This window comes from Citrobacter sp. RHBSTW-00859 (assembly GCF_013729795.1).
In the GTDB taxonomy this organism is placed as follows: domain Bacteria; phylum Pseudomonadota; class Gammaproteobacteria; order Enterobacterales; family Enterobacteriaceae; genus Citrobacter; species Citrobacter braakii.
The window spans coordinates 2472035-2496051 of sequence record NZ_CP056284.1 but is presented as its reverse complement, the minus strand read 5'-3'; the positions used below and the strand labels follow the sequence as shown (position 1 = coordinate 2496051).

The 24017-nt window shown below is 52.6% G+C and carries 20 protein-coding genes and 1 pseudogene; 14 read left to right on the top strand and 7 right to left on the bottom strand.

Features of this window, described 5'->3' with window-relative positions:
- Positions 1-232 precede the first annotated feature (232 nt).
- The 4 genes from yddG to HV302_RS12410 all read left to right on the top strand — a co-directional run bounded on the left by yddG (position 233) and on the right by HV302_RS12410 (position 4391).
- On the top strand, positions 233-1114 hold the full coding sequence (gene yddG, locus HV302_RS12425; protein WP_016156546.1) for an aromatic amino acid efflux DMT transporter YddG: 882 nt from the start codon (positions 233-235) through the stop codon (positions 1112-1114).
- A 490-nt stretch (positions 1115-1604) separates the two neighbouring features.
- The gene (locus HV302_RS12420) at positions 1605-2585 is read left to right on the top strand and encodes an IS5-like element IS5 family transposase (RefSeq protein ID WP_042934497.1); all 981 of its coding nucleotides are present in this window, start codon (positions 1605-1607) and stop codon (positions 2583-2585) included.
- Between the two features lie 187 nt (positions 2586-2772).
- Positions 2773-3867 carry a porin OmpD gene (gene ompD / locus HV302_RS12415; protein ID WP_181627398.1) on the top strand — a complete coding sequence of 365 codons (1095 nt, stop codon included), beginning with the start codon at positions 2773-2775 and terminating at the stop codon, positions 3865-3867.
- 143 nt (positions 3868-4010) lie between these two features.
- Entirely contained in the window at positions 4011-4391 is a 381-nt protein-coding gene (locus HV302_RS12410) for a GFA family protein (protein WP_085951055.1), read from the top strand.
- Here the strand turns inward: HV302_RS12410 and HV302_RS12405 are convergent, their stop codons facing one another.
- Positions 4392-5879 carry an MFS transporter gene (locus HV302_RS12405; protein WP_047417428.1) on the bottom strand — a complete coding sequence of 496 codons (1488 nt, stop codon included), beginning with the start codon at positions 5877-5879 and terminating at the stop codon, positions 4392-4394.
- Between the two features lie 117 nt (positions 5880-5996).
- Here HV302_RS12405 and HV302_RS12400 point away from each other — a divergent pair, with 117 nt between their 5' ends.
- From HV302_RS12400 to narI, 6 genes are all read left to right on the top strand, one after another.
- Positions 5997-6575, top strand: coding sequence for a TetR family transcriptional regulator (locus HV302_RS12400; protein ID WP_047417424.1), 579 nt, complete (start codon positions 5997-5999; stop codon positions 6573-6575).
- Positions 6576-6787: 212 nt separating this feature from the next.
- A complete protein-coding gene (locus HV302_RS12395) occupies positions 6788-8173 on the top strand; it encodes a NarK family nitrate/nitrite MFS transporter (RefSeq protein ID WP_019076799.1) in 1386 nt (461 codons plus the stop codon).
- A 113-nt stretch (positions 8174-8286) separates the two neighbouring features.
- Positions 8287-12027 (top strand): nitrate reductase subunit alpha, encoded by a 3741-nt coding sequence (locus HV302_RS12390; RefSeq protein ID WP_181627397.1) that lies wholly within the window; start codon positions 8287-8289, stop codon positions 12025-12027.
- Positions 12024-13568 carry a nitrate reductase subunit beta gene (gene narH, locus HV302_RS12385; protein ID WP_151222657.1) on the top strand — a complete coding sequence of 515 codons (1545 nt, stop codon included), beginning with the start codon at positions 12024-12026 and terminating at the stop codon, positions 13566-13568. The genes HV302_RS12390 and narH overlap by 4 nt, the downstream gene beginning before the upstream one ends.
- Positions 13568-14263, top strand: coding sequence for a nitrate reductase molybdenum cofactor assembly chaperone (gene narW, locus HV302_RS12380; protein WP_181627396.1), 696 nt, complete (start codon positions 13568-13570; stop codon positions 14261-14263). The genes narH and narW overlap by 1 nt, the downstream gene beginning before the upstream one ends.
- On the top strand, positions 14260-14940 hold the full coding sequence (gene narI / locus HV302_RS12375) for a respiratory nitrate reductase subunit gamma (RefSeq protein ID WP_003833047.1): 681 nt from the start codon (positions 14260-14262) through the stop codon (positions 14938-14940). The genes narW and narI overlap by 4 nt, the downstream gene beginning before the upstream one ends.
- A 105-nt stretch (positions 14941-15045) precedes the next feature.
- Here the strand turns inward: narI and nhoA are convergent, their stop codons facing one another.
- Positions 15046-15891, bottom strand: coding sequence for an N-hydroxyarylamine O-acetyltransferase (nhoA, locus tag HV302_RS12370; protein ID WP_181627395.1), 846 nt, complete (start codon positions 15889-15891; stop codon positions 15046-15048).
- A 157-nt stretch (positions 15892-16048) separates the two neighbouring features.
- On the opposite strand from nhoA, the gene HV302_RS12365 reads away from it, so the two are divergent.
- Positions 16049-16621: a flavin reductase family protein gene (locus tag HV302_RS12365; protein ID WP_016156553.1), complete on the top strand. Its 573-nt coding sequence runs from the start codon at positions 16049-16051 to the stop codon at positions 16619-16621.
- Between the two features lie 39 nt (positions 16622-16660).
- Here HV302_RS12365 and pptA read toward each other — a convergent pair whose 3' ends face one another.
- Complete coding sequence (gene pptA, locus HV302_RS12360; RefSeq protein WP_016156554.1) at positions 16661-16888, bottom strand: tautomerase PptA; 228 nt, start codon at positions 16886-16888, stop codon at positions 16661-16663.
- 34 nt (positions 16889-16922) lie between these two features.
- Positions 16923-17975 carry a LacI family DNA-binding transcriptional regulator gene (locus HV302_RS12355; protein WP_233628821.1) on the bottom strand — a complete coding sequence of 351 codons (1053 nt, stop codon included), beginning with the start codon at positions 17973-17975 and terminating at the stop codon, positions 16923-16925.
- A 271-nt stretch (positions 17976-18246) separates the two neighbouring features.
- Here HV302_RS12355 and HV302_RS12350 point away from each other — a divergent pair, with 271 nt between their 5' ends.
- Entirely contained in the window at positions 18247-19443 is a 1197-nt protein-coding gene (locus HV302_RS12350) for an L-talarate/galactarate dehydratase (RefSeq protein WP_016153126.1), read from the top strand.
- Between the two features lie 73 nt (positions 19444-19516).
- Positions 19517-19918, top strand: a pseudogene (locus HV302_RS12345) (MFS transporter); the annotation flags it as partial.
- A 13-nt stretch (positions 19919-19931) separates the two neighbouring features.
- Here HV302_RS12345 and HV302_RS12340 read toward each other — a convergent pair.
- A protein-coding gene (locus HV302_RS12340; RefSeq protein ID WP_223429336.1) for an IS1 family transposase occupies positions 19932-20629 on the bottom strand; the annotation gives its coding sequence in 2 pieces (ribosomal slippage) (positions 19932-20380 and positions 20380-20629; 699 coding nt in all).
- A 282-nt stretch (positions 20630-20911) separates the two neighbouring features.
- Between HV302_RS12340 and ansP the strand changes: the two genes are divergently transcribed.
- Complete coding sequence (gene ansP, locus HV302_RS12335) at positions 20912-22354, top strand: L-asparagine permease (RefSeq protein WP_047358134.1); 1443 nt, start codon at positions 20912-20914, stop codon at positions 22352-22354.
- 41 nt (positions 22355-22395) lie between these two features.
- Here ansP and HV302_RS12330 read toward each other — a convergent pair whose 3' ends face one another.
- On the bottom strand, positions 22396-22617 hold the full coding sequence (locus tag HV302_RS12330) for a YgdI/YgdR family lipoprotein (protein ID WP_003020157.1): 222 nt from the start codon (positions 22615-22617) through the stop codon (positions 22396-22398).
- A gap of 136 nt (positions 22618-22753) precedes the next feature.
- Positions 22754-23815: a 7-bladed beta-propeller protein YncE gene (gene yncE, locus HV302_RS12325; protein ID WP_046275590.1), complete on the bottom strand. Its 1062-nt coding sequence runs from the start codon at positions 23813-23815 to the stop codon at positions 22754-22756.
- Positions 23816-24017: the final 202 nt, after the last annotated feature.

Here is a 24017-nt window from a genome sequence, read left to right as displayed (position 1 = left end):
GCGGCATGATTGAAAGATGACATGTACAACTTCGCGACGAAACTATCAGCTATATCCATATTTTTTTTGCGTCAAATCAATAACGAAACGGTTCCGCTACTAAATAGTGCACTTCGCTTAACCTTTGTACCCATAAGGGAGTAGACAAAAGGGAATTAATTAGCGCGCTACGGTGTAAAGGTGCTATACATTTCAGCTTAATTTTTGCCAGTACCATGGACAGACAATCAGCATGACAAAACAAAAAGCAACGTTAATTGGGCTTATTGCCATCGTGCTCTGGAGCACGATGGTCGGGCTTATTCGTGGGGTAAGCGAAGGACTGGGGCCGGCAGGCGGCGCGGCGATGATTTTTACATTAAGCGGCCTGTTGCTGATATTTACCGTCGGATTCCCAAATATCAGAAAAATTCCTGTGCGATATTTAATCGCCGGCAGCGTGCTTTTTGTTAGCTATGAAATATGTTTAGCGCTGGCCCTCGGCTATGCCGCCACTCGTCACCAGGCTATTGAAGTGGGTATGGTCAATTATCTCTGGCCAAGTCTGACAATATTATTCGCCATCTTATTTAATGGCCAAAAAACAACCTGGTTGGTGATTCCCGGATTAATCATCGCATTGACCGGGGTTTGTTGGGTGTTGGGGGGCGAAAACGGCCTCAATCCTGGAGAAATTATCAGTAATGTTGCCAGCAGCCCGCTTAGCTATTTCCTCGCCTTTCTCGGTGCTTTTATCTGGGCAACGTATTGCACGGTGACCAATAAATATGCAAAAGGTTTTAACGGCATCACCGTGTTCGTTTTACTAACGGCGGCAAGTTTGTGGGTTTACTATTTTATTACGCCTCAACCGGAAATGGTTTTCAGCACTTCGGTGACGATTAAAATGTTCACTGCAGCATTAACGTTAGGATTTGCCTATGCGGCGTGGAATATTGGCATTTTGCATGGCAACGTGACTGTTATGGCCGTCGGGTCTTATTTTACTCCAGTGCTCTCCTCTGCGCTGGCGGCGGTGTTGCTCAGCGCCCCGCTGTCACTATCCTTCTGGCAAGGAGCGCTGATGGTCTGCGCGGGGTCTCTGCTTTGCTGGCTGGCAACGCGCCGTGCCTGAAAAAAAGTCGGGTTTTATCACAAACAAATAAAATCCGGCTATACTTTAGACAATTTAATGAATAATAATTGTTCATTCCACTGCGGTTTATGTTTATATTTTTTTAATTAAATGTTAAATATATGGAAATTAATTAACGCCAGAAAGTATTACTCGGTCATCTATATCTCTTCACATGTATATATTACACCTGCGAAACTAACGCCATTTAAATCATAGTCCGCACAATAGTCCCCCATGTAAATATACCCATTCCGATCTGTCACATATTAAGATTAATACAATCAGCTATATTATGTAGATCTGGATCACACAACTTCAAATATTTCGCAATATTATGAAACTTATTATTGAACTTATACCACTGCGTCATTTAAAAATGGTTTGCCATTGACGAACTCCTTCGTTTAGCAATGGTTTAGGGAAGGTGCGAACAAGTCCCTGATATGAGATCATGTTTGTCATCTGGAGCCATGGAACAGGGTTCATCATGAGTCATCAACTTACCTTCGCCGACAGTGAATTCAGCAGTAAGCGCCGTCAGACCAGAAAAGAGATTTTCTTGTCCCGTATGGAGCAGATTCTGCCATGGCAAAACATGGTGGAAGTCATCGAGCCGTTTTACCCCAAGGCTGGTAATGGCCGGCGACCTTATCCGCTGGAAACCATGCTACGCATTCACTGCATGCAGCATTGGTACAACCTGAGCGATGGCGCGATGGAAGATGCTCTGTACGAAATCGCCTCCATGCGTCGGTTTGCCCGGTTATCCCTGGATAGCGCCTTGCCTGACCGCACCACCATCATGAATTTCCGCCACCTGCTGGAGCAGCATCAACTGGCCCGCCAATTGTTCAAGACCATCAATCGCTGGCTGGCCGAAGCAGGCGTCATGATGACTCAAGGCACCTTGGTCGATGCCACCATCATTGAGGCACCCAGCTCGACCAAGAACAAAGAGCAGCAACGCGATCCGGAGATGCATCAGACCAAGAAAGGCAATCAGTGGCACTTTGGCATGAAGGCCCACATTGGTGTCGATGCCAAGAGTGGCCTGACCCACAGCCTAGTCACCACCGCGGCCAACGAGCATGACCTCAATCAGCTGGGTAATCTGCTGCATGGAGAGGAGCAATTTGTCTCAGCCGATGCCGGCTACCAAGGGGCGCCACAGCGCGAGGAGCTGGCCGAGGTGGATGTGGACTGGCTGATCGCCGAGCGCCCCGGCAAGGTAAGAACCTTGAAACAGCATCCACGCAAGAACAAAACGGCCATCAACATCGAATACATGAAAGCCAGCATCCGGGCCAAGGTGGAGCACCCATTTCGCATCATCAAGCGACAGTTCGGCTTCGTGAAAGCCAGATACAAGGGGTTGCTGAAAAACGATAACCAACTGGCGATGTTATTCACGCTGGCCAACCTGTTTCGGGCGGACCAAATGATACGTCAGTGGGAGAGATCTCACTAAAAACTGGGGATAACGCCTTAAATGGCGAAGAAACGGTCTAAATAGGCTGATTCAAGGCATTTACGGGAGAAAAAATCGGCTCAAACATGAAGAAATGAAATGACTGAGTCAGCCGAGAAGAATTTCCCCGCTTATTCGCACCTTCCTTAGGAAACACACCAAGAAATAATTATAAGGATTATTTAGAATGAAACTTAAATTAGTTGCAGTGGCAGTGACTAGCCTGTTGGCGGCAGGTGCGGTAAACGCAGCTGAGGTATATAACAAAGACGGTAACAAACTGGACCTGTACGGTAAAGTTCACGCTCAACACTACTTCTCTAACGATACCAGCAGCGATGGCGACAAAACTTACGCGCGTCTGGGCTTCAAAGGCGAAACTCAGATCAACGACCAACTGGTTGGTTTTGGTCAGTGGGAATATGAATTCAAAGGCAACCGTTCTGAAGATCAGGGTTCCGACAAAGATAAAACCCGTCTGGCATTCGCTGGCCTGAAATTCGCTGAATACGGTTCTTTCGACTACGGTCGTAACTACGGCGTAGCATACGACATCGGCGCATGGACCGACGTTCTGCCAGAGTTCGGTGGCGATACCTGGACCCAGACTGACGTCTTCATGACTGGTCGTACTACTGGCGTTGCAACCTACCGTAACACCGACTTCTTCGGTCTGGTCGAAGGTCTGAACTTTGCCCTGCAGTACCAGGGTAAAAACGATCGTAGCGCCGACAAAGAAGCTAACGGCGACGGCTTCGGTCTGTCAACTACCTATGAGTACGATGGCTTCGGCGTAGGTGCAGCCTATGCGAAATCTGACCGTACTGACTCCCAGAACAACCACAGCGGTCAGTTCAAAGCTGACGGTAAGAACGCTGAAGTTTGGGCTGCTGGCCTGAAATATGATGCGAACAACATCTACCTGGCAACCACCTACTCCGAAACCCGTAACATGACTACCTTTGGTGGTACTGTTAAAGGTACTGAGATCATCGGTATTGCAAATAAAGCACAGAACTTTGAAGCTGTTGCTCAGTACCAGTTCGACTTCGGTCTGCGTCCGTCCGTTGCTTACCTGAAGTCTAAAGGTAAAGACATCAACGGTTACGGCGACCAGGATCTGGTTGAATACGTAGACCTGGGTGCTACCTACTACTTCAACAAAAACATGTCCACCTTCGTTGATTACAAAATCAACCTGCTGGATGCCAACAACTTCACAAGAGCTGCCGGTGTAAGCACTGACAACATCGTTGCTGTTGGTCTGAACTACCAGTTCTAATTTTGTTGTAGTCTGAATACAAAGCCAGTCCTTCCAGGGCTGGCTTTTTCTCTTAATGTAGACTCGGTCATAAGGAGTATGCCGTGCAGACATTCACTGGTCGTTGTCTTTGCGGGCAGAGTCATTTTACCGTCGACGTCGAAATGCTGGATGTCTATGCCTGTCATTGTACGCTGTGCCAGAAGTGGTCAGGTGGCATCGCTATGTATCTGGAAGCCAGCGTTCAGCCGCTGATGTCGCCGGATTCAGCAGAACCTTCGCACTTCCCATCTTCAAATCGTGGTGAACGTTTCTTCTGTTCCGGATGCGGGTGCCCGCTCTGGTTTACCCTAACGGGCAGCGATCGTTATTTTGTGCCGTGGACGCTGCTGGAACTGAATGAGGTGGATCGCCGCCGCCTAGTTTTAGCGGCAGAGATCTATACGGAAACACAGCCTGCGTTCTGGAGGCTGACGGGGCAATACGCTCGACTGAGTGGGAAAGAAGTCGAAGAGATGGATTACCCCTGTCATTTAGCCCATTAGTTATTGACGCTGTACCTTTGCCAGACTGAACCACATTCCTACCGCTAATACGATAAGCATGCTGCCGGCGCTGCTTAAGGCCACGCTGTGCGACCAGGTAAAAGCTTCTTTAGCAGCCGACAGCAACGCCTCACTCAGCGACGACGGGAGCGAATGTGCCAGCTGCACCGCCTCACCCATTGACGATGAGGCTCGTTCTATCTCCTGTGGATTAAGTCCGACAGGCGGCAGAATCGAGGCTGAAAAGCTGCGGCTCAACAACAAACCAAAGATAGCGATCCCAAGCCCGGCCCCCAGTTCATAAGCCATTGTCTCAATGGCGCCCGCGGCTGCGGCTTTTTCTGCCGGGGCTGCCGCCATGATAGCCGCCGTTGAGGCCAGCAGCGCACTGGCGGCGCTGAAACCGAGCAAAGCCATTAATATCCACGCTTGAATCTGCTGAGTACTGAAATCCGTCATCGCCAGGCCGTAAAAACTGACGGCGCTAAGCGCCATACCCGCCGTTGCCACACAACGTAATCCCAGGCGTGACACCAGCATACCGGCAATGGGGCCGCTGAAGCCGCTTGCCAGCATCACCGGCAGCATAAACAATCCCGCCTGATACGGTGTTAAACCATGAACAAACTGTAGCTCCTGAGCCATCAGTAACTCGAAACCCACCAGAGTTATCATGGCGGTCATCGCCATCACAACGCCGCTTAAGATGATACGATGCGTGAACAGCCGCATATCAATCATCGGGCGGGAAGCAGCGAGCTGAATGCGGACAAACTGCCACAACAGTAACGCGCCGGTTAACAGCGTCAACGCAATGGCAGCGGTCGCCGTATGCCCTTTCAGCGCGGTTTTAGCGCTGTAAACCAGCAGCAGAATGGCGACAATCAACATTACCGCATGACCGAAATTTAACGACTGATCGCGACGTCCGGCCTGGCGCGGCACTAAGCGTGCGGTTAAGGCCATTACCACCAGGACAATCGGCACATTAATTAAGAACACGGATCCCCAGTAGAAGTGCTCCAGCAGCATTCCACCAACCAGTGGGCCAAATGCCGCACCGCCGGAACCCACGGCCGCCCAGACACCGAGCGCCATATTGCGATGCCGTTGCTCAGCGAATGTGGCGCGAATACCCGCAAGCGTTGCCGGAACAATCATCGCCGCCCCAATCGCCAATACGGCCCGAGTGGCAATCAGCCAACCCGCGCTGTGGGCAAAGGCAGCGGCCAGCGATGCGAGGCCAAATAATCCGCCCCCTAACAGCAGCAAACGTTTAAAGCCGATACGATCGCCCAGCGCGCCCATTGGCAATACCATTCCGGCCATTACCAGAGAATAAATATCAATGATCCACAGCAGCTCGTTACCACTGGCACCCAGCGTCATACTCAGCGTGGGCGCGGCAACGTGCAGCACCGTTGCATCAATCGCAACAGGGATGTAGACCAGTACAATAATGACTAACGTTAACCACTGACGAAACATAAAACTCCCTAACGAAACTGAAACTGGACACGTGTCCAGCTTTAGCGATCCTACGGAAATTTGAACGTATGTCCAACTTTTTGTTAGACTGCGTGCTATACGGGTACAGGAGGAAAGATGAGCTATCTGAATCGGGACGAACGTCGGGAAGTTATTCTGCAAGCGGCCATGCGTGTCGCGCTTGAGGAAGGATTTACTGCTATGACGGTGCGGCGTATTGCCACGGAAGCTCTGGTGTCCACCGGGCAGGTACACCATCACTTTACCTCTGCGGGTGAGTTAAAATCCCTCGCTTTTGTGCAACTGATACGGACCCTTCTTGATGCCGAACAGGTCAGTGATAACGCCAGCTTCCGCGAACGACTGCATGCTATGTTGGGCAGCGAAGATGGCGGGTTCGAACCCTACATTAAACTGTGGCGCGAAGCGCAGGTCCTGGCGGATAAAGATCCGGAAATCAAAAGCGCCTACCTGCTAACCATGCGGATGTGGCATGAAGAAACCGCCGCTATCATCACTCAAGGACAGAGTGCAGGTGAATTTTCAGCAATACCGGATGCGGCCGAGGTGGCCTGGCGCTTAATCGCATTGGTTTGCGGCCTGGATGGCATCTATGTCTTAGGCATTGAGGAAATGGCCGACCCTGCATTCGAACGCCATTTGGATCGTATGATTACGTTAGAGTTAGTTAATTGATGTTATAGATGAATTAATAATACATCTTTTATTTTTACAATTGGTAACACTTAAGCAACATGTAATTCCCTCATCACGCCGCGTTATTGCACTTTTTTATCTATCCTTTCAGTCAATATTCCCAAAACTTTTCAATAGTTTCTAAAAAGAACTCGCGCGGCGCTGTGTGCGTTTATTTCTTTTTCATGAACGGCATGGGCATGGAGAATAATATGGCAGCATCAAATGAGAAAAATAATCGTTATCTTTTAACTGACTGGAAACCGGAGAACCCCGCCTTTTGGGAAAACAAAGGTAAGCATATTGCACGCAGAAACCTCTGGATATCAGTAAGTTGTCTGTTGCTGGCGTTCTGCGTCTGGATGTTGTTCAGCGCCGTGGCCGTCAATCTGAATAAAATTGGTTTTAATTTCACTACTGACCAACTGTTTTTATTAACGGCATTGCCTTCTCTTTCTGGCGCAATATTGCGCGTTCCCTACTCCTTTATGGTACCTATATTTGGTGGGCGCCGGTGGACCATTTTTAGCACGATTATTCTGGTTATTCCCTGCGTCTGGCTCGGTTTTGCCGTGCAAAATAACGCTACTCCGTTTGGCGTATTTATTATCATTGCGCTGATGTGTGGTTTTGCTGGCGCAAACTTTGCCTCCAGCATGGGTAATATCAGCTTTTTCTTCCCCAAAGCGAAACAAGGCAGCGCATTAGGCGTTAACGGTGGTCTCGGCAACCTTGGCGTCAGCGTGATGCAGTTGATCGCGCCGCTGGTGATCTTTCTGCCTATCTTTACCTTTTTGGGCGTACAGGGCGTACCGCAAGCCGACGGCTCGTTATTGTCGCTGGCCAATGCCGCATGGATTTGGGTTCCGTTACTGCTGATAGCCACCTTAGCAGCAGGCATGGGAATGAACGATATTGCCAGTTCGAAGGCCTCAATTGCTTCCCAGTTGCCGGTCCTCAAACGTTTTCATCTGTGGTTATTAAGCCTGCTGTATCTCGCCACCTTCGGTTCATTTATCGGCTTTTCGGCAGGCTTTGCCATGCTGGCGAAAACTCAGTTCCCGGACGTGAATATCCTGCAACTGGCGTTCTTCGGCCCCTTCATCGGCGCTCTTGCGCGATCGGCAGGTGGGGTGATCTCTGACAAATTCGGTGGTGTGCGCGTCACGTTAATTAACTTCATCTTTATGGCGTTGTTTAGCGCCCTGCTGTTCCTCACCCTGCCTGGGTCAGGCGAAGGAAACTTTGTCGCCTTCTACCTGGTGTTTATGGGCTTGTTCCTGACTGCGGGTCTGGGAAGCGGCTCAACCTTCCAGATGATCGCGGTGATCTTTCGCAAAATCACCATATACCGGGTCAAGCTGCACGGTGGTACTGAAGAACAGGCCCAACGTGAGGCGGTAACCGATACCGCTGCCGCGCTGGGATTCATCTCTGCTATTGGCGCTGTGGGGGGCTTCTTCATCCCCAAAGCGTTTGGTTCATCGCTGGCGCTGACCGGCTCTCCGGTGGGCGCAATGAAAATATTCCTCGTGTTTTACATCGTCTGCGTGCTGGTGACCTGGCTGGTCTATGGCCGTAAATCACAAAAAAAATAACAAAATGGATACCGCAGGATCGGACAGTTCGATAGGCCGGATAAGGCGTTAACCGCCATCCGGCCTACCGTTCGATTCACCGTCGGCAATATTCTCAAAGCAGGAGTTATGTCATGAGTAAACTGTTCGATCGCTTTCGCTACTTTAAACAAAAGGGCGATACGTTTGCCGATGGGCACGGGCAAGTGATGCACACCAACCGGGACTGGGAAGACAGCTATCGTCAGCGCTGGCAGTTCGACAAAATTGTGCGTTCTACCCACGGCGTTAACTGTACCGGCTCATGCAGTTGGAAAATCTACGTCAAAAACGGACTGGTGACCTGGGAAACGCAGCAAACCGACTACCCGCGTACCCGCCCTGACCTGCCAAATCATGAACCCCGTGGCTGCCCGCGCGGTGCCAGCTACTCCTGGTATCTTTACAGCGCCAACCGTCTGAAATATCCCCTGGTGCGTAAACGTCTGATCGAACTGTGGCGCGACGCCCTGTCCCGCCAGCCCGATCCGGTGCTGGCCTGGGAATCCATTATGAACGACCCGCAAAAATGCCAGAGCTACAAACAGGTACGCGGACGCGGTGGTTTTATCCGTTCCAACTGGAAAGAGCTTAATCAGCTCATTGCCGCCGCCAACGTCTGGACGGTGAAAACCTATGGCCCGGATCGCGTGGCCGGGTTCTCCCCGATCCCTGCTATGTCGATGGTCTCCTATGCCGCAGGCACACGCTATCTTTCGCTACTGGGCGGAACCTGCCTGAGCTTCTATGACTGGTACTGCGACTTACCGCCTGCATCACCGATGACCTGGGGCGAACAGACCGATGTTCCAGAATCCGCCGACTGGTATAACTCCAGCTATATCATCGCCTGGGGGTCAAACGTGCCGCAGACCCGTACCCCTGATGCGCACTTTTTTACTGAAGTACGCTACAAAGGCACCAAGACGATTGCCATTACGCCGGATTACTCGGAAGTCGCCAAACTGTGTGACCAGTGGCTGGCCCCCAAGCAAGGGACAGACAGCGCGTTGGCGATGGCGATGGGCCACGTCATCCTGAAAGAATTCCACCTCGACAATCCCAGCGATTACTTCATCAATTATTGTCGTCGCTATACCGATATGCCGATGCTGGTTTTGCTGGATGCCCGGGAAGATGGCAGCTACGTGCCAGGGCGCATGATGCGCGCCTCAGACCTTGTCGATGGTCTGGGCGAAAGTAACAATCCGGAGTGGAAAACCGTGGCCTTTAACACTGCTGGCGAACTGGTGGTCCCGAACGGGTCTATCGGTTTTCGCTGGGGCGAGAAAGGTAAATGGAACCTGGAGCCACTGGCGGCTGGCGCTGAAACAGAACTTTCCCTCTCGTTGCTTGGTCAGCATGATGAAGTGACCGGCGTGGCATTCCCCTACTTCGGCGGCAACGAAAACCCACATTTTCGCAGCGTGAAACAGGAACCCGTGCTGATTCGTCAACTGCCGGTAAAACATCTTACCCTCGCCGACGGCAGCCGTTGCCCGGTGGTAAGCGTTTATGATCTGGTGCTGGCGAATTACGGCCTCGACCGTGGTCTGGATGACGCTCATAGCGCGCAAGATTACGGCGAAGTGAAAGCCTACACCCCGGCCTGGGGAGAGCAAATTACCGGTGTACCTCGTCGTCATATCGAACAAATCGCCCGTGAGTTTGCCGATACGGCGCACAAAACGCATGGCCGTTCGATGATTATCCTCGGGGCTGGCGTCAACCACTGGTATCACATGGATATGAACTACCGTGGAATGATTAACATCCTCGTGTTCTGCGGTTGTGTGGGACAAAGCGGTGGCGGCTGGGCGCACTATGTGGGTCAGGAGAAACTGCGTCCGCAAACTGGTTGGTTGCCGCTGGCCTTTGCGCTGGACTGGAACCGCCCGCCGCGTCAGATGAACAGCACCTCGTTTTTCTACAATCACTCCAGCCAGTGGCGTTATGAAAAACTCACCGCTCAGGAACTCCTCTCTCCGCTGGCTGACGCGTCGAAGTTTAGCGGACATTTGATCGACTTTAACGTGCGGGCAGAAAGAATGGGCTGGCTGCCGTCCGCGCCGCAGCTCAACCTCAACCCTCTGACCGTCAAAGCAAAGGCAGAACAAGCGGGAGTGTCGCCTGCGCAATACACTGCACAGGCGCTGAAATCGGGTGAAATTCGTTTTGCCTGCGAGCAGCCGGATAGTGGTAACAACCATCCGCGTAATCTCTTCGTCTGGCGCTCTAACCTGCTCGGCTCCTCCGGTAAAGGGCATGAATACATGCTCAAGTATCTGCTAGGTACCGAAAGCGGGATCCAGGGGGAAGCGCTCGGTTCAAGCGAAGGTATTAAACCTGAAGAGGTGGAATGGCAGTCCGCGGCGATAGAGGGCAAGCTTGATCTGCTGGTAACGCTCGATTTCCGTATGTCGAGTACCTGCCTGTTCTCCGATGTCGTTTTGCCGACCGCCACCTGGTATGAAAAAGACGATATGAACACCTCGGATATGCATCCGTTTATTCACCCGCTGTCGGCGGCGGTCGATCCTGCGTGGGAATCGAAGAGCGACTGGGAAATTTATAAAGGCATCGCCAAAGTCTTCTCTGAGGTTTGCGTCGGGCACCTTGGGCAAGAAACGGATGTGGTATTACAACCGCTGCAACACGACTCCCCGGCAGAACTGGCGCAGCCGTTTGACATTCAGGACTGGCGTAAAGGCGAATGCGATCTCCTCCCGGGGAAAACGGCGCCCAATATTGCCGTTGTGGAACGTGACTATCCCGCCACCTACGAACGCTTCACTTCGCTCGGTCCGCTAATGGACAAGCTCGGTAACGGCGGGAAAGGTATTACGTGGAATACCCAGGCGGAGGTCGATTTCCTCGGCAAGCTGAACTACACCAAACGCGAAGGTCCGGCGAAAGGCCGACCACTGATAGACACCGCGCTGGACGCGTCTGAGGTGATCCTCGCCCTGGCACCGGAAACGAACGGTCAGGTGGCGGTGAAAGCCTGGGAAGCGCTGGGAGCGATGACCGGACGCGACCATACGCATCTGGCGTTGAACAAAGAAGACGAGAAAATCCGTTTTCGCGATATTCAGGCGCAGCCGCGCAAAATCATCTCCAGCCCCACCTGGTCCGGGCTGGAAAGTGAACATGTCTCCTATAACGCAGGCTATACCAACGTCCACGAGCTGATCCCGTGGCGCACCCTGTCCGGTCGCCAACAGTTGTACCAGGATCACGCGTGGATGCGAGCGTTTGGTGAAAGTCTGGTGGCATATCGTCCGCCTATCGATACCCGAAGCGTCAGCAATATGCGCGAAGTTCCGCCTAACGGATTCCCGGAAAAAGCGCTCAACTTCCTGACTCCGCATCAGAAATGGGGGATCCACTCTACCTACAGCGAAAACCTGCTGATGCTGACGCTGTCGCGCGGCGGCCCGATTGTCTGGATCAGTGAGACCGATGCTAAAGAGCTGGGCATTGAGGATAACGACTGGATTGAAGCCTTTAACGCCAACGGCGCGCTCACCGCGCGTGCTGTGGTGAGTCAGCGCGTGCCGCCGGGAATGACCATGATGTATCACGCTCAGGAGCGAATCATGAATATCCCTGGCTCGGAAGTCACCGGTATGCGCGGCGGGATCCATAACTCAGTCACCCGCGTCTGCCCGAAACCCACGCACATGATCGGCGGCTATGCGCAACTGGCATACAGCTTCAACTATTACGGCACGGTCGGCTCTAACCGCGATGAGTTCATCATGATTAGAAAAATGAAAAATATTAACTGGCTGGATGATGAAGGTCGCGATCAGGTACAGGAGGCGAAAAAATGAAAATACGCTCACAGGTAGGCATGGTTCTTAATCTGGATAAGTGCATCGGCTGCCACACCTGCTCCGTCACCTGTAAAAACGTCTGGACCGGACGTGAAGGGATGGAATATGCGTGGTTTAACAACGTTGAGACCAAGCCAGGCATTGGCTATCCGAAAAACTGGGAAGATCAGGACGAGTGGCAAGGCGGCTGGGTTCGCGATGTTAACGGGAAGATAAGGCCGCGCCTGGGCGGCAAGATGGGCGTTATCACCAAAATTTTTGCTAACCCGGTGATCCCGCAAATCGATGATTATTACGAACCCTTCACCTACGATTATCAGCATCTGCATAGCGCGCCGGAAAGCAAGAATCAGCCCACCGCACGTCCGCGTTCGCTGATAGATGGCAAACGGATGGACAAGATTATCTGGGGCCCTAACTGGGAAGAGTTGCTCGGCGGTGAGTTCTCAAAACGTGCCCGCGACCGTAACTTTGAGAAAATGCAAAAGGAGATGTACGGGCAATTCGAAAACACCTTCATGATGTATTTACCGCGCTTGTGCGAACACTGCCTGAACCCAAGCTGTGTCGCCACCTGCCCGAGCGGTGCCATCTATAAGCGCGAAGAAGACGGCATCGTGTTGATCGACCAGGATAAATGTCGTGGCTGGCGCTTGTGCATCAGCGGTTGTCCGTACAAAAAAATCTACTTTAACTGGAAGAGCGGTAAATCAGAGAAGTGCATTTTCTGCTACCCGCGTATTGAGTCCGGCCAGCCGACGGTATGTTCGGAAACCTGCGTGGGACGCATCCGCTATCTTGGCGTATTGCTGTACGACGCCGACCGCATCGAAGAAGCAGCCAGCACCGAGCATGAGACCGATCTCTACGAGCGTCAGTGCGATGTGTTCCTCAATCCACACGACCCGGCGGTCATTGAAGAGGCGTTAAAACAAGGTATTCCGCACAACGTCATCGAAGCGGCCCAACGTTCGCCCGTTTACAAGATGGCGATGGACTGGAAGCTAGCACTGCCGCTGCACCCGGAATACCGCACCCTGCCGATGGTCTGGTATGTACCGCCGTTGTCGCCGATTCAGTCGGTCGCTGACGCGGGGGGACTGCCGCACAATGGCAACATTCTGCCAGCGGTTGAATCACTGCGAATTCCGGTTCAGTACCTTGCCAACATGCTTAGCGCGGGCGATACCGGTCCGGTGCTGCGCGCGCTAAAACGAATGATGGCCATGCGCCATTATATGCGTTCGCAAACCGTAGAAGGCGTTACGGACACCCGCGCGATTGAAGAAGTGGGTCTGACCGTTGAGCAGGTTGAAGAGATGTATCGCTATCTGGCCATCGCCAACTATGAAGACCGCTTCGTGATCCCGACCAGCCACCGTGAAATGGCGCGTGATGCGTTCCCGGAGAAAAACGGTTGCGGATTTACCTTTGGCGACGGCTGCCATGGTTCAGATACCAAATTCAACCTGTTTAACAGCAGTCGTATTGACGCCATCGACATCACCGAAGTGCGCGATAAAGCGGAGGGTGAATAATGCAAATCCTGAAGGTTATCGGCCTGCTGATGGAATATCCCGACGAGTTGCTGTGGGAGTGTAAAGACGAGGCACTGGCGCTTGTGGCCAGCGATGCCCCAATGCTTACCGAATTTAGCCAGGGGCTGCTCAATGCGCCATTACTGGATAAACAAGCCGAATGGTGTGAGATATTTGACCGGGGCCGGGCCACCTCTCTGCTGCTGTTTGAGCACGTGCACGCCGAGTCTCGCGATCGGGGCCAGTCGATGGTTGATCTGTTGGCGCAGTACGAAAAGGTCGGACTGCAGCTCGACTGCCGCGAACTGCCGGATCATCTGCCGCTGTATCTTGAGTACTTAAGCGTGTTGTCGGAAGCGGAGGCCAAAGAAGGATTGCAGAACGTGGCACCGATTCTGGCGCTGCTGGGTGGGCGTTTGAAACAGCGTGATACGCCGTGGTATCAACTGTTTGACGCCCTGCTACTGCTTGCCGGAAGCCCTCTTTCAAGTGACAGTGTCACTAAACAGGTTGGCACGGAAACCCGCGACGATACCCGACAGGCGCTGGATGCCGTCTGGGAAGAGGAACAGGTGAAGTTTATCGAGGATAACGCCACCGCCTGTGACAGTTCACCGTTACAAAACTATCAACGACGCTTTAGCCAGGACGTGGCACCTCAGTATGTCGACGTCAGCGCGGGAGGCCCGAAATGATACAGTACCTGAACGTCTTTTTTTACGATATCTACCCGTACCTGTGCGGCACGGTATTTATCCTCGGCAGTTGGCTACGCTATGACTACGGGCAATACACCTGGCGAGCCTCTTCCAGCCAGATGCTGGACAAACGCGGCATGGTGTTATGGTCAAACCTGTTCCACATCGGCATTCTGGGGATCTTTTTCGGGCACTTGTTTGGCATGTTAACCCCGCACTGGATGTATGCCTGGTTCCTGCCGATTGCGGTAAAGCAGCAGATGGCGATGATCGCCGGTGGGCTCTGTGGCGTGCTGACGCTGGTCGGTGGCGCTGGCTTGCTGGTACGTCGTTTGACCAATCCGCGCATTCGTGCAACCTCCTCCACTGCCGATATCCTGATCCTCTGCGTTCTGCTGATTCAGTGTATCCTCGGCTTAACCACCATCCCATTCTCTGCGCAGCATCCTGACGGCAGTGAAATGCTGAAACTGGTAGGTTGGGCGCAGTCGGTGGTGACTTTCCAGGGCGGCGCGTCTGCGCATCTGGATGGCGTGGCGTTGATTTTCCGTGTGCATCTGGTTCTGGGGATGACTATCTTCCTGCTGTTCCCGTTCACACGCCTGGTTCACGTGTGGAGTGCGCCGTTTGAGTACTTTACCCGCCGCTATCAAATAGTGCGTTCACGCCGATAAATCCGCATTGAAATGTCGGGTGACGACACGCCTTATCCGGCCTACAACCAGGCACCGTAGGCCGGATAAGGCGATTACGCCAATCCGGCACTAATCCCGATGCCCCTATTTCCCCGCCTCCGGATGCGTATCAAACGCCGCCATTACCGTCGCCAGCTCATCCTGGGTAAACCCATGCTTCACGTCATCCACGCCCAGGCCAAACCGCTCCTGCAACAAGGCATACAGGCTGGGGACGTCAGGCAGATTAATCTGTTCTACCGCGTGTCCATCCTGATAATGGGTGAAATGAAAATTGGTTAACGTTAATTTCCCGCCGTCAGGCAGATGACGACACATCAGCAAATGATGGCGAAAATGTGATTGCGGCCAGTGAGCGGACCAGAAGTTGCCTATCAGATAATCGCTCTGATGCTGTACGACCAGGTCGAAACGGTACATTGATTGCCAGTGTTCGTGATGACAGAATTGCAGGATCCAGTCTTCACCTTCCTGAATCAACCGATACTCGCCGTGTGGTGTCTTCTGCTCAACATTCGCCTGCAGACGAATCGGCGCCGTCAGCGTCTGCCCGCCGAAACCAACGTCGGCGATCCACTGCTCTCCCTGCAACTCAACCAGCAACAGACGATGCGTGCGTGGTGGCAGACTTGACGGGTTCGCCAGTACCACACGTCCGAGCAGACTGCGTACGGTAAAACCGATTTCGCGTAGCGCCCGCTCAAATACTCCTTTCTGTTCAAAACAATAGCCGCCGCGACGCGCCGTCACCTGCTTCTCTTCCAAAGACAAATCGTCAAGCTGCATCTCTCTTGGAAGCAATACATCCAGGTTTTCAAAAGGTATGGCGGCGTTGTGCAGTAAATGCAGCGCCCGTAAGGTTTCAATGTTGACCCTGGCCAACTCTGACCAGCCAATACGGGCAAAATATGCGGTTAAAAAAGGCGTCATACGGAGTTCCTGTTCGATTAATGCAGTACTTATAGCGCATTTTTAATTTTGCGCCGTCGATTTTGTGCGTTGTTCCTCCAGACGAGGCGACAAAATCGCTAATACCGTTAATATCTATGTTTATTGTGGTGTGTTATCTCTCAGCCAAGGAGCATCCATGAGCCATTTTCGTCCGATCGAATTAAAACATGCCAGTCGGTTGCTAAATCACGGCCCAACGATATTAATCACCAGCCGGGATGAGCATACCGAGCGGCGAAATGTGATGGCTGCCGCGTGGTCAATGCCCGTGGAGTTTGAACCACCGCGGATCGCGATTGTTGTCGACAAGACCGCCTGGTCACGTGAGCTCATTGAACGTAGCGGCAAATTCGGCATCGTTATTCCGGGCGTTGCCGCCGCCAACTGGACCTGGGCCGTAGGCAGCGTTTCCGGTCGTGTGGAAGATAAATTCAACTGCTACGGCATTCCCGTGGTGCAGGGACCGGTACTGGGTTTACCGCTGATTGAAGCAAAATGTCTGGCCTGGATGGAGTGTCGCCTGTTGCCTGCCACTGCGGCACAGGAAAAATATGACACGCTGTTTGGTGAAGTGGTCTCGGCTGCCGCTGATGAGCGAGCCTTCGTGGAAGGACGCTGGCAGTTTGATGATGGCAAGCTCAATACCCTGCATCACCTTGGGGCCGGAACGTTTGTCTCCAGCGGAAAACTCATAACAGCAGCTGAATAATGGCACGACAAAACGGGCGGAAAATCCGCCCATTTTGTCTTACATGCTGTAGCCGGGTTTTTTAATCAACCTGGCCATCTGCGGCGCAATCTCCGCATCCCACACGCCCTGCCACGCCTCGGGCTCAATTTCATTAAGCGCCACGCTCACTGAACTGTCTTTGCTTTGCAAATGACGAATAATGACGTCGGTAATATCCGCCGCCAGCGCGGATTTTTGTTCGTCGTTAAGATCGCGAGGAAAACATTTGATATCGACGTGCGGCATAGCAGATTCCTTATTGTTTTGGGATGCAGGTAACTTATGCGGATTCTCGTTCTACCAGGTGAAATCCAACATCAATAATATCGTCTTCACGCGGAATTTGTTCGATACGATCGGCAAGCAGAGAGGCGGCGCGTTGTCCAATAGCCCGTCTGTCGACGCTGACGGTGGTGATGGCTGGTCGGTTACTGGCGGCAAAGTCGAGATCGCCAAAACCGATTACCGCTAATTCCTGCGGCACGCGTAGACCACGGCTTTCGGCTTCCATGATCGCCCCCTGGGCTAACGTATCTGAGCTACAGACGATGACATCAAACGCGCGTTCAGCCAATAGCTGTGCCAACCCGCTACGCCCCAATGCCAGAGAGGCAGGAAGCGGGACATCCACCTGTGCACCAGCCGCAATACCATGACGGCTCAGCGCATCGCACAGTCCTTGTTTACGCTGGCCTGCCCGGCGATCGGCGGTCCATAGCAAACCAGGACGGCGATACCCTTTTTCCAGCAAATAGTCTGCTACCGCCTGCCCGACTTTTTCATGCGAAAACCCCACCAGCATATCGATGGGCGTTGGCGTTAAATCCCATATTTCCACGACCGGGATGGCCGCATTAAGAATCACCTTTTTCAGCTCGGCGGTATGATGGATACCGGTGAGCACTACACCATCCGGGCGACGAGAAAGCAGCGTCGCCACCAGCTCAGCCTCTGTTTGCGGCGTATAACCCGACACGCAGAGCAAGATGTGGTATCCGCGTTCAGCCAGTTCATCGCTTAATGACTGGATGGTATCGACAAACATATTGTTGTTAATTTGTGGGACAACCACAGCGATAAGCTTACTGCGACGCGACGCCAGCCCCCCGGCCAGCGCGTTGGGAATATAGCCAGTGGCGCGTACCGCCTGCATTACTTTTTCAACCGTTCTCGGGCGCACCAGTTGCGGGGTATTCAACGCCCTGCTCACCGTCATGGGCGACAATCCCGCGGTACGGGCAACATCTTCCAGCGTGGGTGCGCGCGGAGGTCTGGGATTTTTCACTGTCGATGCCCTTGTCAAAAATCGCTGATTTATCCTGGCATTATTCATCATGATTTCGGCTATTGCCAGCGCCCCTCTACGATAACGCTGAGAAAACAGCAGCTTAGTTAATTAGCGCCATCTGAAATGATAGCGCCATCATAATGACTTGTGCATTTACCCATAAAGTATTGGAATGTGATGCTGTTTACAAGTTACTGCCCTTTTGTCTCAGTATTTGTGAGCGATTGTTCAAAACGCATTCAATTCGCTGGCGCAATGATTGCGCTAATACTAAAAATGTTAGCGCAATCATTTGTTCTCACCAGGAGAGATTAAAATGTCATTAAGTGCGAATTCCGATGCCGTAACGTATGCCAAATCAGCCAATGCAAAAACCGCGGCTGAAACCGGCGACCGTATCGAGTGGGTTAAGCTGTCCCTGGCTTTCCTTCCTCTGGCAACACCCGTGAGCGATGCCAAAGTGCTGACCGGTCGCCAGAAACCCCTAACCGAAGTTGCCATTATTATCGCGGAGATCCGCAGTCGCGACGGGTTTGAAGGCGTTGGATTTAGTTACTCCAAACGGGCTGGCGGCCAGGGAATCTATGCCCATGCCAAAGAAATTGCCGATAACCTGTTAGGCGAAGATCCAAACGATATCGACAAGATCTACACCAAGCTGCTGTGGGCTGGCGCTTCCGTAGGGCGCAGCGGCATGGCGGTTCAGGCTATCTCCCCTATCGATATCGCCTTGTGGGATATGAAGGCCAAGCGTGCAGGGTTGCCGCTGGCAAAACTATTGGGTGCACACCGGGACTCCGTGCAGTGTTACAACACCTCCGGCGGATTCCTGCATACGCCGCTGGATCAGGTGCTCAAAAACGTCGTTATTTCCCGTGAAAACGGCATTGGCGGCATCAAACTCAAGGTTGGTCAGCCAAACTGCGCCGAGGATATTCGCCGTTTAACCGCGGTGCGTGAAGCGCTGGGCGATGACTTCCCGCTGATGGTCGATGCCAATCAGCAGTGGGATCGAGAAACCGCCATTCGTATGGGACGAAAAATGGAGCAGTTCAATCTGATCTGGATTGAAGAGCCGCTGGATGCCTACGATGTGGAAGGTCACGCCCAACTGGCCGCCGCGCTTGATACCCCGATTGCTACCGGTGAAATGCTGACCAGCTTCCGCGAACATGAACAGTTGATCCTCGGTAATGCCAGTGATTTTGTGCAGCCCGATGCACCGCGTGTGGGGGGAATTTCACCGTTTCTGAAAATTATGGACCTGGCGGCGAAACACGGTCGCAAACTGGCTCCGCACTTTGCCATGGAAGTTCACCTGCATCTGTCCGCCGCTTACCCGCTTGAGCCATGGTTGGAACATTTCGAATGGCTGAACCCGTTATTTAATGAACAGCTTGAGCTGCGCGATGGGCGGATGTGGGTTTCCGACCGTCACGGTCTGGGATTCAGCATCAGCGAGCAGACACGCCGCTGGACGCAATTAACCTGCGAGTTTGGTAAACGTCCTTAATTTATTTGGCGGGTAAGTAATACCCGCCCTCTTCCCTACAGAAACGCTCTCAACCTTATGAAAGGAGTGGGTGATGAACACAATAATAAAGCGCACAAAAGTGCGTTACGGTATTTTGATATTTCTGTTTCTAGCCACCGTATTTAATTACGCCGATCGCGCGACGTTATCCGTCGTGGCTCCGATTATGAGCAAAGAATTAGGTTTTGATCCCGAAGCAATGGGGCTGGCCTTTTCTGCCTTCGGTATTTCTTATGTCATTATGCAATTGCCTGGCGGCTGGCTACTTGATCGCTACGGTTCTCGTCTGGTATACGGCTGCGCCCTGATTGGCTGGTCGCTGGTGACCATGTTTCAGGGCACCATTTATCTGTACGCCAGTCCACTTGTGGTATTGATTATCTTACGTTTACTGATGGGTGCCATTGAGGCTCCGGCCTTTCCTGCCAACAGCCGATTAAGCGTGCAGTGGTGGTAATGACTCCAACTTACTGATAGTGTTTTATGTTCAGATAATGCCCGATGACCTTGTCATGCAGCTCCACCGATTTTGAGAACGACAGTGACTTCCGTCCCAGCCTTGCCAGATGTTGTCTCAGATTCAGGTTATGTCGCTCAATGCGCTGAGTGTAACGCTTGCTGATTACGTGCAGCTTTCCCTTCAGGCGGGATTCATACAGCGGCCAGCCATCCGTCATCCATACCACGACCTCAAAGGCCGACAGCAGGCTCAGAAGACGCTCCAGTGTGGCCAGAGTGCGTTCACCGAAGACGTGCGCCACAACCGTCCTCCGTATCCTGTCATACGCGTAAAACAGCCAGCGCTGACGTGATTTAGCACCGACGTAGCCCCACTGTTCGTCCATTTCCGCGCAGACGATGACGTCACTGCCCGGCTGTATGCGCGAGGTTACCGACTGCGGCCTGAGTTTTTTAAGTGACGTAAAATCGTGTTGAGGCCAACGCCCATAATGCGGGCGGTTGCCCGGCATCCAACGCCATTCATGGCCATATCAATGATTTTCTGGTGCGTACCGGGTTGAGAAGCGGTGTAAGTGAACTGCAGTTGCCATGTTTTACGGCAGTGAGAGCAGAGATAGCGCTGATGTCCGGCAGTGCTTTTGCCGTTACGCACCACCCCGTCAGTAGCTGAACAGGAGGGACAGCTGATAGAAACAGAAGCCACTGGAGCACCTCAAAAACACCATCATACACTAAATCAGTAAGTTGGCAGCATCACCTAAACGCCCTTCTCTTTTATTGGCTGAATCGAGGCCACACCGCGCCAGTACCGGCTGCATAAAAATGCTGAATTCTTGTTACCGGGGCTTTGCGGAACCAATCAATTGAATGTAGGATGCTCGGCCGGCAGTTTTCCCCCGTAACACAATGAAGGGTAAGGCTGTTTTCGCCGCAGCAGGTGCGGCAAAAAGGATGTTGTATTTTTGTCAGGTCAACAGGAATCGTAATGAACACAAACAACACGCAAGCCGCGGAACAACATGCGGCGAAACGACGCTGGTTGAATGCTCACGAAGAGGGGTATCACAAAGCGATGGGCAATCGACAGGTACAAATGATCGCCATTGGCGGCGCAATTGGTACCGGGTTGTTTTTAGGGGCAGGCGCACGCCTGCAGATGGCCGGCCCGGCTTTGGCGCTGGTCTATCTGGTATGCGGTATTTTTTCGTTCTTTATACTGCGCGCGCTCGGCGAACTGGTTTTACATCGCCCTTCCAGCGGTAGCTTCGTTTCCTACGCCCGTGAATTTTTAGGTGAGAAAGCCGCCTATGTGGCTGGCTGGATGTACTTCATCAACTGGGCGATGACCGGCATTGTCGATATCACCGCGGTGGCGTTGTATATGCACTACTGGGGCGCATTTGGCGACGTGCCGCAGTGGGTGTTCGCCCTCGGCGCGCTGGCTATTGTCGGTACCATGAACATGATCGGCGTGAAGTGGTTCGCGGAGATGGAGTTTTGGTTTGCGCTGGTTAAGGTACTGGCAATTGTGATCTTCCTGGTGGTGGGTACCGTTTTTTTAGGTACCGGAAAGCCGCTGGATGGTAACGCCACGGGTTTTCACCTGATTACCGACAACGGCGGCTTCTTCCCGCATGGCCTGCTGCCTGCGCTGGTACTGGTACAGGGTGTTGTTTTCGCCTTTGCCTCTATTGAACTGGTGGGTACCGCCGCCGGTGAGTGCAAAGATCCGCAAACGATGGTGCCAAAAGCAATCAATAGCGTTATCTGGCGTATTGGTCTGTTCTATGTGGGTTCTGTCGTGCTGCTGGTTCTGCTACTGCCCTGGAACGCCTATCAGGCGGGGCAAAGCCCGTTTGTTACCTTCTTTTCCAAACTGGGCGTGCCGTACATTGGCAGTATCATGAATATTGTGGTGCTCACCGCGGCGCTTTCCAGCCTTAACTCAGGGTTGTACTGCACCGGGCGTATTTTACGCTCCATGTCGATGGGCGGTTCGGCACCGAAATTCATGGCTAAAATGAGCCGTCAACAGGTGCCCTGGGCCGGGATCCTCGCCACGCTGGTCGTGTATGTCGTCGGGGTATTCCTGAACTATCTGGTGCCGTCACAGGTGTTTGAGATCGTGTTGAACTTCGCGTCATTGGGCATTATTGCGTCGTGGGGATTTATCATGGTCTGTCAGATGCGTCTGCGCCGGGCCATAAAAGAAGGTAAAACGGCAGACGTCAGCTTTAAACTGCCGGGCGCACCGTTTACCTCGTGGTTAACGCTGCTGTTCCTGGTGAGCGTACTGGTATTGATGGCGTTTGACTATCCAAACGGCACCTATACCATCGCGTCATTACCGCTGATTGCCATCCTGCTGGTCGCGGGCTGGTTCGGCGTGCGTAAACGCGTTGCAGAGATCCACCGCACCGCGCCATAACGGCAGAAGGCCTGACAGGTTAATCCTTCAGGCCTTCTTTTTTAGTTCGCTTCAATCAACTGCGCTACGTCGTTGCTGTTAATTTCCCGCGCATTCCCATCCTGATCGGTATAACTGGTCATTCCCGTGTCTTTATCCAGTTTTGGCTTACCCTGGGTGGTGATGGTTTGTCCGCTTTTGGTCGTCATGACGTAATCGGTGGTGCATCCTGCCAATGTAAACAGCATTACGCCTGCACAAAGACAGATAAATGGCTTTTTCATGGTATTCCCGTGTTATTCAGTTAGCCGTTGAGGGCGTAGTGTAAGTCCCTGAAGTAGGTCAGGCTACTGGCGGGGTGTAACGAGGCGTATCGGGGGATTTAGAGAAGTGACAGGAGGGGTTTCCCCCTCCGGTTAATTACAGCGCAATACGAATAACATCGTCCGGCTGGGTGGCTTCCTGCTCGCGGGTGGACTTCTGTTTCACGCTCACGTACAGGGTTTTACCGTCGGCGGAGAGCGCCAGGCTATTCGGGAATGTTGGGGTCTCGAACGTTTTAACGACTTTATAGCTTTTCGCGTCGATCACGCTCACTTTGCCGGCCTGACGATGGGTCACGTAGGCCTCGTTACGCGCCGGGTTAAACAGCACGGCCAGGGATTCCGGCGCGGCGACTTTTGCCAGGACGTTGCCATTACGGGTGTCGATTACCAGCACTTCCGCCGCTTTAGAGTCGGTGACAAAGGCGCGGTTGCCCGCCGTGTCCAGGCTCAGGTTGATGAAGAAATGCTCTTTTCCATCATCCAGCAGCTTTTTACGGCTGAGAATTTTGTTGGTGGTGGTATCGATGGTGATGAATTCACCGTCCGCATTGGCGGTGTACAGGCGTTTAGCCTTGCTGTCGACAGCCAGAGCGGTGCTCATTTTGCCGGTATTTTGAATGGTGTCCTTCAATGTAATGGCATCACCGTCCACCACCCAAATCACGCTCTCTTTACCAATACCGCTAATGTATACCGTGTTGGTGGCGTCATCGGCGACCAGCTCACGCGGCTGCAGTGGGCGAACGTCTTCAGAACGCTTACGCGCATCCAGCACCAGACGTCCTTTCACCGCGCCCGTTTTAGCATCCATTGCCGTCACCGCGCTGTTTACCGTGTTGCCGAACCACAGCGTTTGCGTGGCGTTGTTGATGGTGGCGCCAAACGGTTTGAGATCGTTATGAATAACCTGAGTCACTTCGAGGGTGACCGGGTCAAGACGGTAAACCACCCCGCCGGTATCCAGTTTGCGGCTCTGCGAAGTCGCCAGCCACAGCGCGTTCTCTTGCTGACTGTATGCCATTTCATAGGCGCCTTTGCCCACGGCTTTGCGCAGCAGTTCTTCTGCAGCCTGCGTAGTAAAAGATGATGCAACGAGCAGTGAACCTAACAGTAAAGAACCACGCAGACGCGGCGAAAACAGATGACGTAAAGACATGACGACTCCCTTTGATAAATTCGTTTGTTACTGCTTCACATAGCTTCAATGAGCAAAATCATGGTTTTGCCTTTTTTAAGAATGAGAATAGTAATCATTATTCATCTCAAAGTGGAGCACTTCTTCACATATTGACTACAATCGTTGTCATTGCCCGAAAAATTAGCGCAATTCAGCAGCGCTGAAATTCATCTTTTATAAA